This window comes from Alkalisalibacterium limincola, assembly GCF_008017755.1.
Classification (GTDB): Bacteria; Pseudomonadota; Gammaproteobacteria; order Xanthomonadales; family Xanthomonadaceae; genus Alkalisalibacterium; species Alkalisalibacterium limincola.
Window position 1 is genome coordinate 358,426 of sequence record NZ_VRTS01000003.1, and the last position, 13,430, is coordinate 371,855.

At 70.1% G+C, this 13,430-nt stretch carries 13 protein-coding genes; 7 read left to right on the forward strand and 6 right to left on the reverse strand.

Annotated features, from left to right (window positions below; genetic code table 11):
* The first annotated feature begins 123 nt into the window (after positions 1-123).
* The 6 genes from cysQ to FU658_RS06730 all read left to right on the forward strand — a co-directional run bounded on the left by cysQ (position 124) and on the right by FU658_RS06730 (position 6,424).
* A complete protein-coding gene (cysQ, locus tag FU658_RS06705; protein WP_147891369.1) occupies positions 124-900 on the forward strand; it encodes a 3'(2'),5'-bisphosphate nucleotidase CysQ in 777 nt (258 codons plus the stop codon).
* 65 nt (positions 901-965) lie between these two features.
* Positions 966-1,727, forward strand: coding sequence for a PPC domain-containing protein (locus tag FU658_RS06710; protein WP_147891370.1), 762 nt, complete (start codon positions 966-968; stop codon positions 1,725-1,727).
* On the forward strand, positions 1,697-2,005 hold the full coding sequence (locus FU658_RS06715) for a hypothetical protein (RefSeq protein ID WP_147891371.1): 309 nt from the start codon (positions 1,697-1,699) through the stop codon (positions 2,003-2,005). Before FU658_RS06710 ends, FU658_RS06715 begins: the two co-directional genes overlap by 31 nt.
* Before the next feature lie 206 nt (positions 2,006-2,211).
* Positions 2,212-4,131, forward strand: a complete 1,920-nt coding sequence (locus FU658_RS06720) for an ATP-binding protein (RefSeq protein WP_187265972.1) — start codon at positions 2,212-2,214, stop codon at positions 4,129-4,131.
* Positions 4,128-5,312: an EAL domain-containing response regulator gene (locus FU658_RS06725; RefSeq protein ID WP_147891373.1), complete on the forward strand. Its 1,185-nt coding sequence runs from the start codon at positions 4,128-4,130 to the stop codon at positions 5,310-5,312. The genes FU658_RS06720 and FU658_RS06725 overlap by 4 nt, the downstream gene beginning before the upstream one ends.
* 128 nt (positions 5,313-5,440) lie before the next feature.
* Complete coding sequence (locus FU658_RS06730; RefSeq protein ID WP_147891374.1) at positions 5,441-6,424, forward strand: PPC domain-containing protein; 984 nt, start codon at positions 5,441-5,443, stop codon at positions 6,422-6,424.
* Positions 6,425-6,682: 258 nt separating this feature from the next.
* Here the strand turns inward: FU658_RS06730 and cysC are convergent, their stop codons facing one another.
* Both cysC and cysD read right to left on the reverse strand, forming a co-directional pair.
* Complete coding sequence (gene cysC / locus FU658_RS06735; protein ID WP_255505454.1) at positions 6,683-8,569, reverse strand: adenylyl-sulfate kinase; 1,887 nt, start codon at positions 8,567-8,569, stop codon at positions 6,683-6,685.
* On the reverse strand, positions 8,569-9,477 hold the full coding sequence (gene cysD / locus FU658_RS06740; RefSeq protein ID WP_147891375.1) for a sulfate adenylyltransferase subunit CysD: 909 nt from the start codon (positions 9,475-9,477) through the stop codon (positions 8,569-8,571). The genes cysC and cysD overlap by 1 nt, the downstream gene beginning before the upstream one ends.
* A gap of 156 nt (positions 9,478-9,633) precedes the next feature.
* On the opposite strand from cysD, the gene FU658_RS06745 reads away from it, so the two are divergent.
* Positions 9,634-10,578, forward strand: a complete 945-nt coding sequence (locus FU658_RS06745) for a GGDEF domain-containing protein (protein WP_147891376.1) — start codon at positions 9,634-9,636, stop codon at positions 10,576-10,578.
* On the opposite strand, the gene FU658_RS06750 is transcribed toward FU658_RS06745, so the two are convergent.
* The 4 genes from FU658_RS06750 to FU658_RS15160 all read right to left on the reverse strand — a co-directional run bounded on the left by FU658_RS06750 (position 10,575) and on the right by FU658_RS15160 (position 13,414).
* Complete coding sequence (locus FU658_RS06750) at positions 10,575-11,018, reverse strand: VanZ family protein (RefSeq protein WP_187265973.1); 444 nt, start codon at positions 11,016-11,018, stop codon at positions 10,575-10,577. The genes FU658_RS06745 and FU658_RS06750 overlap by 4 nt on opposite strands.
* A 136-nt stretch (positions 11,019-11,154) precedes the next feature.
* Complete coding sequence (locus FU658_RS06755) at positions 11,155-11,700, reverse strand: hypothetical protein (RefSeq protein ID WP_187265974.1); 546 nt, start codon at positions 11,698-11,700, stop codon at positions 11,155-11,157.
* A complete protein-coding gene (locus FU658_RS06760) occupies positions 11,697-13,304 on the reverse strand; it encodes a YcjX family protein (protein ID WP_147891379.1) in 1,608 nt (535 codons plus the stop codon). The genes FU658_RS06755 and FU658_RS06760 overlap by 4 nt, the downstream gene beginning before the upstream one ends.
* Positions 13,292-13,414, reverse strand: a complete 123-nt coding sequence (locus FU658_RS15160) for a hypothetical protein (protein WP_255505455.1) — start codon at positions 13,412-13,414, stop codon at positions 13,292-13,294. Before FU658_RS15160 ends, FU658_RS06760 begins: the two co-directional genes overlap by 13 nt.
* Positions 13,415-13,430 lie beyond the last annotated feature (16 nt).

The following is a 13,430-nucleotide window of genomic DNA, read 5'->3' on the forward strand; positions in this document are numbered from 1 at the left end:
CGCCAAAGTGAGCGCGCAGCGGCCACGATCAGTGCAGGCTTCCGGACAGTGGTGCCGCTGCGCGAATGACGAGCGCCGCTGGCCCGGATGCAATAATCGGCCTTCCCCTCGCCGGCCCCACCCATGCCCCAGGACCCGACCCGCCTGCTAGACGCCCTGCTGCCGCTGGCCCGCGAGGCCGGCGACGCGATCATGGCGGTGTACGCCACCGACTTCCGGGTCGACGACAAGGACGACGCCTCACCGGTCACCGCCGCGGATGCCATCGCCGAGCGCATCATCCTGGCCGGGCTGGCCACGCTGTCACCAGGCGTGCCGGTGGTGGCCGAGGAAGCCGTCGCCGCAGGGCACATGCCCGAGATCGGCGATCGCTTCTGGCTGGTCGATCCACTGGACGGCACGCGCGAGTTCGTCAAGCGCAACGGCGAGTTCACCGTGAACATCGCGCTGGTCGAGCGCGGCCGCGCCGTTCTGGGCGTGGTCCTGGCCCCGGCCCAGGCGCGCATGTACAGCGGCGCGATCGGGTTCGGCGCCCACGTGGAAGACCGCGACGGCCGGCGGCCCATCCACTGCCGGGTGCCACCGCGCGAAGGGCTCACCGTCGTGGCCAGCCGATCGCACGGCGACGCCGATGCGCTTCAGGCCTTCCTCGGCGGGCGCCAGGTGGCCGAGCTGGTCAATGTCGGCTCGTCGCTGAAGCTGTGCCTGGTGGCCGAGGGCCGCGCCGACGTCTATCCCAGGCTGGGGCGCACGATGGAATGGGACATCGCGGCCGGCCATGCCGTGCTGGCGGCCGCCGGCGGACGCGTGCTGCGCGCCGACGACCACCAACCCCTGGCCTACGGCAAGCCCGGCATGGAGAACCCGCACTTCGTCGCCTGGGGGGCCGAGCCGGGCTGAACAAGGCCGGAGCGCCGGCGTTTTCGCGTTGACAGGCATTGTCTTCCACGCAAGGACGCCCACCCATGCCTTCCTCCGTTTCCCGCCCCGGCAACCCGGCGCTCATCGTCACCGCCGCAGCACTCGCCATGGCGCTTTGCACCCTCGGACCGGCCCAGGCCCAGGGCCGGATGGCGCCAGCCCCCGCGCCGCAGGGTGGGCACCAGACCGAACTGTCCAACGGGGTTCCCATCGAGAACCTCAGTGCCCCGACCGATGGGCTGCTGGCCTACTACATCGACGTCCCACCCGATTCGGGCCACCTGATCATAGAAACCAGCGGTGGCACCGGCGATGCCGACATCTACGTCGGATTCGAGTTCGAACCCACCCTGGTGGAGTTCGACTGCGTCGGCTGGCTGGCCGGAAACGAAGAGCGCTGCTGGTTCCCGATTCCCGACACGGGCCGCTACAACATCCTCGTGCATGCCTACGAGGCCTTCGAAGGCCTGCGCCTGGAGGCCAGCTACAGCGACGAGCGCCCCGAGGTCACGCCCCTGGCCAATGGCCAGACCGTGCCGGTGGAAGTGCCCGCCGGCCGGATGAACTACTACTCGTTCTTCGTCGAGGAAGGCAGCACCGACCTGATCGTGGAGATGCGCGGCGGGCCCGACACCACCGGCGACTCCGAGCTCTACGTCCGCCACGGCGCCCCGCCGGTGCAGGACGAGTTCTACTGGGACTGCGCCCCTGGATCGACGGCAACGACGAGACCTGCATCTTCGAGGACCCCGAACCCGGCCTGTGGTACGCCGGCGTGGAGGCCTGGCACGAATTCGGCGATGTGATCGACGTGACCCTGAGGGCGCGGTGGACCACCCCCGCCACCGACGTCCCCGGCAACCTGCAGGTGCAGTCGAACGGGTCGCGCCTGCGCTCGGTCCACCAGTTGAGCTGGACCGGCGGCCTGGAGGTCATCGACATCCTGCTCAACGGTGAGGTGGTGCACCAGGGGCCCAACGACGGCAGCCACACCCATCGCGTCATGGCCTGGCAGCTGCCGGCCGAGTGGCAGGTATGCAATGCCGACACCCTGGAGTGCTCCCCGCTCATCCTCGCCCGCTGAGCGCATTCCTTCGCCCGGGGCTGCGTCCAAGCGCCCCGGGCCGACCGGCTGGACCTGCCGTTCAGATATCTGAGCGCGGCGAAACGGCAGCGCGTGCAAGCTGGGATGTGAATCACATTCCACCGGCCCGGCCAGTAGCGACAATGGTGCATGGCGTCATGCCCGGCCCCCTGCCCGGTGCGGCTCGTCCGAACCGGCGCTCCAGGATGAATTTGCCTCCCCTCACCAATCCCGACCATCGCACACGCCAGACCTGCACCGGACTGTGCATCGCGTCGTTGCTGGGCATGCTGGCCGTGGTGGCGTTCGAACCCTACACCGCCGCCGGCTTCGCCCATGGATTGCTCTACGCCCCCCTGATCCTGCTGGCCGCGCTCACGGGCGACTGGCGCGCGGTGGTCCTGGCCACCGGACTGGCGCTCGTGCTCAACGCGCTGGGGGCCTACCTCTCCCCGGCGCCGCTGCCGAATGCGCCGGACATCGTCTCCCTCGGCAACCGCCTGGTGGGCACACTGGCCATCTTCACCACCGGCCTGCTGGCGGTGGCGCTGCAATGGCAGCACGCCCGCAGCCTGCACAGCGACCGGCAGCTGCGACGCATGGCCGATGCGATCCCGCAGATCGTGTGGTCGGCCAACCCGGAGGGCGTGCTGACCTACCTGAACCGGGCCACGCTGGAGTACACCGGCGACCCGGACCATTCCATCCCGTTGACCCAGAACTGGCTCAACGCGCTTCACCCGGACGACCGCGAGCGCTGCATGGCCCAGTGGATGGAGTGCGTGCACTCCGGCCGCGACTACCGCATCGAGTTCCGCATCCTCCGCCACGACGGCACCTACCGCTGGCATACCACGTCCGCCAAACCGGTGCGCGATGCCGGCGGCCGCATCACCCACTGGTACGGCACCTGCATCGACGTCGAGGACGTCAAGCGCGTCGAGAACGACCTGCGCCAGGCCCAGCGGCTGGAATCGCTGGGGCAGCTCACGGGCGGCATCGCCCACGACTTCAACAACCTGCTCACGGTCATCATCGGCAACGCCGAACTGCTGCGCGACCAGCTGGCCGACCATCCGGCCCTGTCCGAGCAGGCGCGCCTGGTGCACCGCGCCGCGCAACGCGGCGCCAACCTCACCCAGCGCCTGCTGGCCTTCGCCCGGCGCCAGAGCCTCGACGCCGCCGCCGTGGACATCACCGTGCTGCTGGCCGATTCGCAGCTGCTGATCGAGCGCACCATGGGCGACCACATCGCCACCAGCGTCACGCCAACCCCCGGCCTGTGGCCTGCCCTGATCGACGCCGGCCAGCTGGAGGACGCGCTGCTGAACCTGGCGCTCAACGCCCGCGACGCGATGCCCGACGGGGGCTGGCTGACCTTCGAGACGCGCAACCACACCGCCGCCACCGCCCGCTCCGATTCCCACGGCACGCTGGCGGCCGGCGACTACGTGGTGGTGTCGGTGTCCGACACCGGCGTGGGCATCACCGCCGAGGACCTTGGCCGCGTCATGGAGCCCTTCTTCAGCACCAAGAAGCGCGGGAAGGGCACCGGCCTGGGGCTGAGCATGGTGTACGGGTTCGCCCGCCAGTCCAACGGACACATCGAGATCCGCTCGGTGCCCGGCGCCGGCACCACGGTCGAGCTGTACCTGCCACGCGCCGCCGCCGAGTCCACCCCGGCAAGGCGCGAGGCCCCCTCCCCGTCCCTCGAAGCAGCGATGGGGCGAGGGCAAAGCATCCTCATGGTCGAGGACGACGACCTGGTGCGCGGCTTTGGCGAAGGCCTGTTGCGCGAACTCGGATACACGGTCGTGCCGGTCGCCCGCGCCACGGAGGCGCTGGCCATCCTGGAACGCAACGACGACATCGATCTGCTGTTCACCGACATCCTGATGCCGGGAGGCATCAATGGCCACGAGCTGGCCCAGCGCGCGCGCAGGCTCAGGCCAGGGCTGAGGGTCGTGTTCACGTCGGGATTCACCGACGACAAGGGACTGAATCCGGAAACGCTGCGCCGTACGGGGGCGTTTTTGCCCAAGCCCTATCGGCGTGCTTCACTGGCGGCGTGCCTTGACCACGCGATGCACGATCACCCCGCTGCCCCAAGGGACACCGATACGTGAGTCCAACCCGCTTGCTGATCCTCGACGACGAGCACGACGTCGGCGCCACCATCGCCGCCGTGGCTGGCTCCATGGGCCTCGGCGCCCGGGTGACCTGCGAGCCGGCGGCCTTCTTCGAGGCGCTCGAGGACTACCAGCCCCACGTCATCGCGCTGGACCTGATGATGCCGATGATGGACGGCCTCGAGATCATCGAGCAACTGGGTCAGCGCGGCTGCGGTGCACAGCTGATGATCACCAGCGGCCTGGGCACCCAGATCCTCGACGCGGCGCGACGCACTGCGGTGGAGCACGGCCTGCAGCTGGCCGGCGTGCTGCCCAAACCCTTCAGCAACGGCCAGCTGAAGGACCTCCTGCTGAGCGTCGACATGGGCGATGCATCGACAGTGGACCGCCCAGCCCAGTCCCCGGCCCATGCCGCCAACGGCTGCGCGGCCGCCTTGCGCGATGCCCTGGCCAACAACGAAGTGCGGCCCTGGTTCCAGCCCAAGGTGGCCTGTGCCGACGGCCGCCTGGTCGGGTTCGAGGCGCTGGTGCGCTGGCACGACCCGGTGCGTGGCGTGCAACCGGCCGACCGCATCATCCCGCTGGCCGAGGACAACGGCCTCATCGACACGCTGACCTGGAGCATGCTGGAGCAGAGCCTGGCCTGGCTGTCCGGGAACTTCCCCGACAGCGACCTGCACATGGCGGTCAACCTGTCCGCACGCAGCTCGCTGTCCACCAACACGTTCATGAGCGGCCTGGTGGCGCTGTGCGAGCGCCACGGCGTACCGCCTGCCCGCCTGGCGTTGGAGCTCACCGAATCCCACGCGATGGTCGACGAGCGCGGCTCGCTCAGCCAGCTCACGCGGCTGCGCATGCGTGGCTTCCGACTGGCCATCGACGACTTCGGCACCGGCTTCTCCACGCTGCAGCAGTTGCTGCGCCTTCCGTTCTCCGAGATCAAGCTCGACCGCAGCTTCGTGCTGCAGTCCACGCACGACCCTGCCTCGCGTGCGGTCATCGAGTCGCTGGTCGAGCTGGGCCACAAGCTGGACCTGGGCTGCACCGCCGAGGGCGTGGAGGACCAGCGCACGCTGGACTACCTGCGAGAGCTAGGCTGCGACCACGCCCAGGGCTACCACATCGCCCGCCCGATGCCGGGCGACGAGGCGCTGGCCTGGGTGGCCGCGAGGTAAACGGCAGCTGAAACCGCCCTGTCCGCCCCTTTCGATCGGACGCGTTGAGTAGATGGAACCACCCGTTCGATCCAGGTCGGGTGGTTCCAAACATTCGATTCGATGATCTTCTCTTTTGGGGGTGTCACATGAAGGAAATTCGCCGCGGGCTGCCATTGGCTGCCCTGTCCACCGCGCTGCTCGCTCTGGCAGCGCTTCCAGCCATCGCCACCGCGCAGACTCCAGTCAACAATGGCGAGCCGGTCTTCGGCCTGACCGCCCCCACCGGAGGCCAGCTCCTCTTCGTCATCGACGTCCCCGAAGGCAGCCACGACCTGCTGGTGGTGACCTCCGGCGGTCCCGGCGATGCCGACCTGGCCATCCGCCAGGGCGAGCTTCCCACCTTCGAGGAAAATGACTGCGCCTCCTTCACCGTAGGCAACCAGGATGCCTGCCTGATCGAATCTCCCGCCGCCGGCGAGTGGTTCATCCTGATCGATGCATGGGTCGAGTTCGAAGGCCTGGCGCTGGTCGCGTCCTTCGAGGACGAGCCCGCGCAGATCACCCCGCTGGAAGCGGATGTCGACCTTCCCGTCGCCGGCCCCCCCGGTTCGATGAGCTGGTTCAGCGTGGAGGTTCCCGAGGGCGCCGGGGAAGTGGTCGTGGAGATCTTCCCGGAGGAAGGCAGCACCGGTGACGGCGACCTGTTCGTGCGCTTCGGCGAGCGCCCGCTTCCCAATGGTTCCGACTGGGATTGCCGCCCGTTCGCGGTGGGCAGCGAGGAACAGTGCGTCCTGACCGATCCCCAGGCCGGGACCTGGTACATCGGCGTGCATGCCTGGCCCGACAGCGGTGAGCTGGCCAACGTGCGCATCCTCGCCACCGGCGACCTGGGCGAAGTGGAGCCGCCCGCGATTCCCAGCAACCTGACCGTCACGCTGAGCGGCCCGCGCATGCGTCCCGACCACAACCTCTCCTGGGACGGCGGCGGCGAGACCGTCGACGTGTGGCTCAACGGCGCGATCGTCTTCACCGGCGCCAACACCGGCAGCTACACGCAGCGCGTTCCCATCCTGTTCGGCGCCACCAACTGGCAGGTCTGCAACGCCGGCACCACGGAGTGCACCGACTGACGGCAGCCCGTCCAGCGGCCCCGCAACCGGGGCCCTGCACCCGGCCGGCCCGAACCGGCCGGGTGCCCTGTCCGCCACGGCCCGGCCTCCGCGTTGTATGGTGCATCCACCCGACCCGGCAACCTGCCCGGTCCACGACGGGGGCACGGCATGAAGGCGCACAAGAACAGCGTGGCAACAGTGATCCTGTTCACCGTCGTGCTGATCATCCTGTCACTGCCCTGGGTCAGCGGGGTCTAGCCCCCAACCATCACCCCGTCACGGCGCCAGCAGTCGCGCCAGCACCGCCTCGGCCAGCTCTTCGGCCTGTGCCGACATCGTGTCCAGGCGCAGCTCCGCGTTCTCGGGCACCTCGTAGGGCGACCCGATGCCGGTGAAGTTCGGCAGCTCGCCGCGCCGCGCCTTCGCGTACAGGCCCTTCGCATCGCGCCGCTCGCACTCCGCCAGCGGCGTGTCGACGAACACCTCGATGAACTCGTCCGCGTCGAAATACTCGCGCACCATGCGCCGCTCGGCCCGGAACGGCGAGATGAAGCTCACCAGCACCACCAGCCCGGCATCGACCATCAGCCGGCTCACCTCGCCGACCCGGCGGATGTTCTCCACCCGGTCCTCGTCGGTGAAGCCCAGGTCGCGGTTGAGGCCGTGGCGCACGTTGTCCCCATCCAGCAGGTAGGTGTGGAAGCCGCGCGAGAGCAGCTTCTTCTCCACCAGGTTGGCGATCGTCGACTTGCCCGAACCCGACAGGCCGGTGAACCACACGCAGCGCGGCACCTGGCCCTTGATCCGCGCCCGCGCCGCCTTGTCCACGTCCATCGACTGCCAGTGGATGTTGGTGGCCCGGCGCAGCGCGAAGTCGATGACCCCGGCCGCCACCGTGGCGTTGGTCTGCCGGTCCACCAGCACGAAGCCGCCCAGCTCGCGGCACTGCGCATAGGGCTCGAACACCACCGGCTGGTCCAGGTCCAGGTTCACCGCCGCCACCGCATTGAGCTCCAGCCGCTTCGCCGCGATGTGCGCCTGCGTGTCCACGTCGACCTGGTGCTTGATCTCGCTGACCTGGGCACCGACCGTGCGCGTGCCGATCTGCAGCCAGTACGGACGCCCCGGCAGCAGCGGCTGCACATCCATCCACAGCAGGTGTGCGCCGAACTGGTCTGAGGCCTCCGGCGGGTCGGCCACGGCAGCCAGCACGTCACCCCGGCTCACGTCGATCTCGTCGGCCAGCGCCAGCACCACCGGCTGTCCCGCATGGGCGCGCTGCACCGCCTGCGTGCCCACATGGATCGACGCTACCCGCGAACGGCGGCCCGACGGCAGGGCCACCACCGCCTCGCCCACCGCCACGCCCCCGCCCAGCAGGGTGCCGGCGAAGCCGCGGAAATCCGGGTTCGGCCGGCACACCCATTGCACCGGCAGCCGGAACGGACCCGACGCCGCCTCTCCGGCCGCCTCCGCGGCCTGCTCCAATACCTGCAACAGGCCCGGGCCCTCGTACCAGGGCGTGGCGTCCGAGGCCGCCACCAGGTTGTCACCGTGCAGCGCCGACACCGGCACCGCGCTGACGCGGCCGATGCCCAGGTGCCCGGCCAGCGCCTCGTAGTCGGCCACGATCGCGTCGAACACCGCCTCGTCGAAACCCACCCGGTCCATCTTGTTCACCGCCAGCACCACGTGGTCGATGCCCAGCAGCGACACGATCCACGAATGCCGGCGCGTCTGCGGCAACACCCCCTTGCGCGCATCCACCAGCACCACCGCCAGGCTGGCGGTGGATGCCCCCGGTGGCCATGTTGCGCGTGTACTGCTCGTGCCCCGGCAGTCGGCCACGATGAACTTGGCCCGCTCGGTGGCGAAGTAGCGGTAGGCCACGTCGATGGTGATGCCCTGCTCGCGCTCGGCCGCCAGCCCGTCGAGCAGCAGGGCGAAGTCCAGCGCCTCGCCCTGGGTGCCATGGCGCCGGCTGTCGTCGGCCAGCGCGGCCACCTGGTCCTCGAACAGCCCGCGGGTGTCGTGCAGCAGCCGCCCGATCAGCGTGCTCTTGCCGTCGTCCACGCTGCCGCAGGTGATCAGGCGCAGCAGCGGCTTGGTCTCGTGGCGCTTCAGGCACGCGGCCACATCGGGTCCACCCCCGGTCGTGGCCATCAGAAGTAGCCCTCCTGCTTCTTGTGTTCCATCGAAGCGCCTGCGTCGTGGTCGATCAACCGGCCCTGCCGCTCCGAGGTCGTGGCCACCAGCATCTCGGCGACCACCTTCTCCAGCGTGTCCGCATCGGACTCCACCGCACCGGTCAACGGATAGCAGCCCAGCGTGCGGAAGCGCACGCGGCGCATGCGCACCTCGTCCGCCTGCACCGGCAGGCGGGCGTCGTCGACCATCAGCAGCGCGCCATCGCGCTCCACCACCGGGCGCTCGGCGGCGAAGTACAGCGAGGGCACCGGGATCTGCTCGCGGTAGATGTAGAGCCACACATCGAGCTCGGTCCAGTTCGACAGCGGGAACACCCGCACGCTCTCTCCCTCGTGGATGCGCGCGTTGTACAGGTTCCACAGCTCCGGCCGCTGGTTCTTCGGGTCCCAGCGGTGCTGGGCCGTGCGGAAGGAGAAGATGCGCTCCTTCGCCCGCGAGCGCTCCTCGTCGCGGCGCGCCCCACCGATCGCCGCATCCACCCGGTGCAGGTCCAGCGCCTGCCGCAGCGCCTGGGTCTTCATCACGTCGGTGTGCACGCGCGCCCCATGGCTGATCGGGCCGATGCCCCGCGCCAGCCCGTCCGGGTTGGTGTGCGTGAGCAGCGTGCAGCCGGTCTCGGCCACGCGCCGGTCGCGGAACGCGATCATCTCGGCGAACTTCCAGCCCGTGTCCACGTGCAGCAGCGGGATCGGCGGCGGCGCCGGATGGAAGGCCTTCACCAGCAGGTGCAGCAGCACCGAGGAATCCTTTCCCACCGAGTACAGCATCACCGGTCGGGCGAAGCCGGCGGCCACCTCGCGCAGGATGTGGATCGCCTCGGCTTCCAGCCGGTCGAGGTGGGACACGTGGGGCTCGGGGATCATCGGTGGCTCCGCTGCGACCGCTCATCATAACGACCGCCCCCGCCCGCCCCAAGCTGAACCTTTCCCACGCCGGCCGGACCGGTAGCGACGCGCATCACAGTTGGACGACGTCCGTACGTGGCAGTATGCAGGCCGGTCCTCCACGGCCTTCCGGACATGATCACCCCCACCCACGACTTTCGCGCCTGCGCCAGGGAGAGCATCGCCTACCTGCGGGCGCGGCTGGCCTTCGACCTGGTCATGGTCACGCACGTGGAAGGCAACGACTGGATCGTGCTGGATGTCGAGGCCACCGGCTACGACGTCAAGGCCGGCGACATCCTGAAGTGGGACGAATCCTTCTGCATCCGCATGCTCGATGGCCGCGGCCCGCGCGTCGCACCCGACGCCCGCGCCGTCGGGGCCTACCGGGGTGCGGCCATCGCCGACCGCTTCGAGATCGGCGCCTACGTCGGCATCCCCCTCGTGCTGGAGAACGGCCACCTGTTCGGCACCTTGTGTGGCCTCAACCGCCGCACGGCCGGCCACGAGCTGCTGGCCGAGCAGCCGACCCTGGAACTGATCGGCCGTCTGCTCAGCGGCGTGCTGCAGGCTGAACTCAAGGCCGGGCGCGCCTCGCGCCAGGCCGAGCGCTACCGCGAGGAAGCGCTGAGCGACGTCATGACCGGACTCAACAACCGCCGTGGCTGGGATCTGCTGCTGGCCGCCGAGGACGAGCGCTGCGCACGCTACGGCTACAACGCCGCCGTGCTGGTCATGGACCTGGACGAACTCAAGTCGATCAACGACACCCGCGGCCACGCCGCCGGCGACGAGCTCATCCGCCGCGCCGGCAGCGTGCTCGAGGCGCATGCGCGCGAGAACGACATCATCGCCCGGCTGGGCGGCGACGAGTTCGGGCTGATCGTCGCGGAGGCCGATGCCGGTGGCCTGGACCTCCTGACCGCGCGCTACCGCCAGGCCTTCGAACGGGCCGGCATCGCGGTGTCGATCGGCGCCGCCGTCCGCGACCACAAGGGCGGTCTGCGCGAAGCCTGGACCCAGGCCGATGCACTGATGTACCTGCACAAGCGCACCGAGGCCATGGCCAGCGCCACCTAGTCGCCGCGCCCCCGCCGCGCCCGGCGCCAGGCCATCGCCAGCAGCGTGCCCAGCCCGCCCAGCACCAGTCCGGCCGCCGCGCCCAGCAGGTTCACCTGCACGTCGGCCAGGTGCGCCTCGCGCCAGTCCAGCAGGCCCTGCACCAGCTCCGAGAACACCGCCAGCAGCACCAGCACGCCCATCACCCGCAGCACGCGCAGGTCCGGACGCAGCAGCCACAGCAGCAGCGCCATCCACGCGAAACCCACGAAGTGCGCCACCTGCCCCGCCGACCAGGGCAGCGCGGCCGCCAACTGGTAGACCAGGCCCACCAGCGTGGCGCCGAACAGGCTGCGCACCTGCCCGCCGGGCAGGAACAAGGCGGCCGAGAACACCAGCGAGGTGAGCACCAGCGCCACGGCCGCCAGCGGCCGCCGGCCCCAGGCCAGCCACACGCTCACCCCAGCACCATCACCACCACCACGCGTTATGGTGCCCACGTCCTCGACCATGCATCACCCGTGTGCGGATCCAGGCACAAGGGTGCCGACCCCGCCCCCGACCGCGGCTGAACCACGCCGGGTCGGGGAAGTCGCCTCAGTGCCGCTGCAGGGAGGTGTACCGGGGGCGGCCACCTTCCGCGTCGCGAACCGGCGTCGCCCGCCGCAGGTTCCCTGCAGGGTCCCTCACCCAGGCGTCCACGAAGCGCTGGAACTGCGCCCAGCCCTGCTCCGACTCCCAGATCCCGTACTCGTGCATCACGAAGACCAAGTCATGGCCCGGGCCGAATACATCGCGCAACTCGGCGACCGGAAGCAGCCGGTGCTCGCTCTGGCGCCAGCACGGCACCCCGTCCGGACACGCCAGCAGGTTGGAGCCGGTGTTGGTGTAGTACAGCCGATGCACCACCGCGCCATCTTCCACCAGCAAGTGCCGTTGCAGGGTCGGATACTCGACCCAGTCACCGCCAGGCGCGGTCTTTCCGTAGCGCCGGGCACGTTCGGCTTCCGGGTCGAACAGCCAGCGCTGTTCGGTACGCCACAGGCCCATCGTGCCCAGTCGCGACCAGCTGCCCACGTGGATCCAGTGGTCGTTCCAGTCGAAGTCCGCGCGCACCGCTTGCGGCACGATGCCGGCGCTCACCCAGCCCCGCACCGTCCCATCCACCTCGCGGCGCACCACCGCCCACGACGAGGAATCGGCCAGGCCCGTGCGCAGCTGCTGCAGCTCGAAGCGCACTGGATCACCACCGCCCTCGGGCAGCGCATCGAACACCACCCGGCCGCGCGGGCCAGCTGCACGTCGATGTCCAGCGCGGTGCCTTCCAGGTGCAGCGTCTGCTGTTGAACGTCCAGCAAGCCGGCCACCAGCAGGGAGCCGCTCTCGCCCAGGCCCAGCAGCAACTGCCCGGGCACGTCCACGGCCGGGCCCTGCACCGACAGCGTGTCCACGTTGGGCCGGGTCAGCACATGGGTGAGCTGGTAAAAAGTACGCTCGGGCAGCAGCTCGACCTCGCAGTCGTCGGGAACCGGAGCGTGGAGTTCCTCGTACTGCACCCGGTGCCAACGCTTGACGATGTAGTCGATCCCCGCGAAACCGTGCACCCGACGCAGGTCCAGCGTCCCGCGACGCGAATTTTGCAACACCAGGTAGTTGTGCTGCGAGCCGTCGCCCAGCATGCACCACCGACCCTGGGCACTCTCCCCGCGCACGATCGGCTGGTTGAGTTCCACCCGCAGGCCACCCTCGTGCGCGTGCCAGCTGATCCCCACATCGTCCAGGTCCGCGCGTACGAAGTACTCGCCGCCGCCGCCGGCGCGCAAGGCCAGGCCCGTCCCCTCGCCCAACACCAGGCCATGGGCATGCGGCGGCCAGAACCAGGCCTCGTAGGGCGCCGCAGGCAAGCGCGCCGACCGGCCCGGGTCCATCAGCCGCGCCTGGATCGCCGCATCGACGTGCTGGTTCCAGTGCAGGCCACGCAACCGGTCGACCTCGGCGTCGTCCATCACCAGGGCCAGCGTGTCCGCATAGCCCGGCGGCAGCGGCAACACGCCCGCCTCGATCAGGTCCACCAGTGCAGCGGCCACCAGCACGCGCTGCGTGTCCACGCCAGGCGCCGCGCGCAACGCCGCCTCCGGATCGAGAGGCGCCTGCGGATCGATTGCGCCCAACGTGGCATGGAAGGCCGTCGAGGCCGCGCCCAGCCGAAGGGCCGGCCAGTCCACCGCCTCGAGGCGCTCGCCCGCCGAGGCCACGCGCAGTTGCTGCGCCGACCCCAGCAGCGACACCCAGCGCAACGCCGCACCGCCCGAGCCCACGCCTTCGGCGTGCAGCGACAGCATCGCCGCGCCGGGCAGGCCTTCCGGCACCACCAGGTCCACCGTGCCGTTGCCGCGCGTGGTGCCCTCGGCCAGCACGGTGGCACCCTCGTGCAGCGCCACGCGCACGCCGGCGCGATCACGCGCGGTCAACACCACGCGCATCGGCACCGCTGCCTGGGCGTCCACCACCCGCACCCGCAACTCGCCCAGCATCCGCTGCCCCGACGCGTTCACCAACTGATAGGCCACCCGGTCCACGCCGCTGCCCTGGGCATGCGCGGTGTAGTGCAGCCGGCCATCGACCAGGGCGGTCGAGCCCAGCACGCCGTCGCCCACCGACACCAGCGAGAAATCCGCCAGGCCTGCATTGGCAGCGGTGGCGTCGAACGACCCGGCCGTGCCACCCACCAGGGTCAGCTCGCCCATCGCGGCCGGGCGCGCACCACCCGCCGGTCCGCGCCCATCAACAAGGCCACGCAGGCCAGCACGCACAGCAGCCCCCGCAGGCGCGATGCCCGCGACACGAAAACGTCCATGATTTCTCCTGATCGA

Coding starts and splice junctions, on each gene's coding strand:
- cysQ (WP_147891369.1), top strand. CDS start 124: ATGCCCCAGGACCCGACCCGCCTGCTAGACGCCCTGCTGCCGCTGGCC.
- FU658_RS06710 (WP_147891370.1), top strand. CDS start 966: ATGCCTTCCTCCGTTTCCCGCCCCGGCAACCCGGCGCTCATCGTCACC.
- FU658_RS06720 (WP_187265972.1), top strand. CDS start 2,212: ATGAATTTGCCTCCCCTCACCAATCCCGACCATCGCACACGCCAGACC.
- FU658_RS06730 (WP_147891374.1), top strand. CDS start 5,441: ATGAAGGAAATTCGCCGCGGGCTGCCATTGGCTGCCCTGTCCACCGCG.
- cysC (WP_255505454.1), bottom strand. CDS start 8,569: ATGGCCACGACCGGGGGTGGACCCGATGTGGCCGCGTGCCTGAAGCGC.
- cysD (WP_147891375.1), bottom strand. CDS start 9,477: ATGATCCCCGAGCCCCACGTGTCCCACCTCGACCGGCTGGAAGCCGAG.
- FU658_RS06745 (WP_147891376.1), top strand. CDS start 9,634: ATGATCACCCCCACCCACGACTTTCGCGCCTGCGCCAGGGAGAGCATC.
- FU658_RS06760 (WP_147891379.1), bottom strand. CDS start 13,304: ATGGGCGAGCTGACCCTGGTGGGTGGCACGGCCGGGTCGTTCGACGCC.
- FU658_RS15160 (WP_255505455.1), bottom strand. CDS start 13,414: ATGGACGTTTTCGTGTCGCGGGCATCGCGCCTGCGGGGGCTGCTGTGC.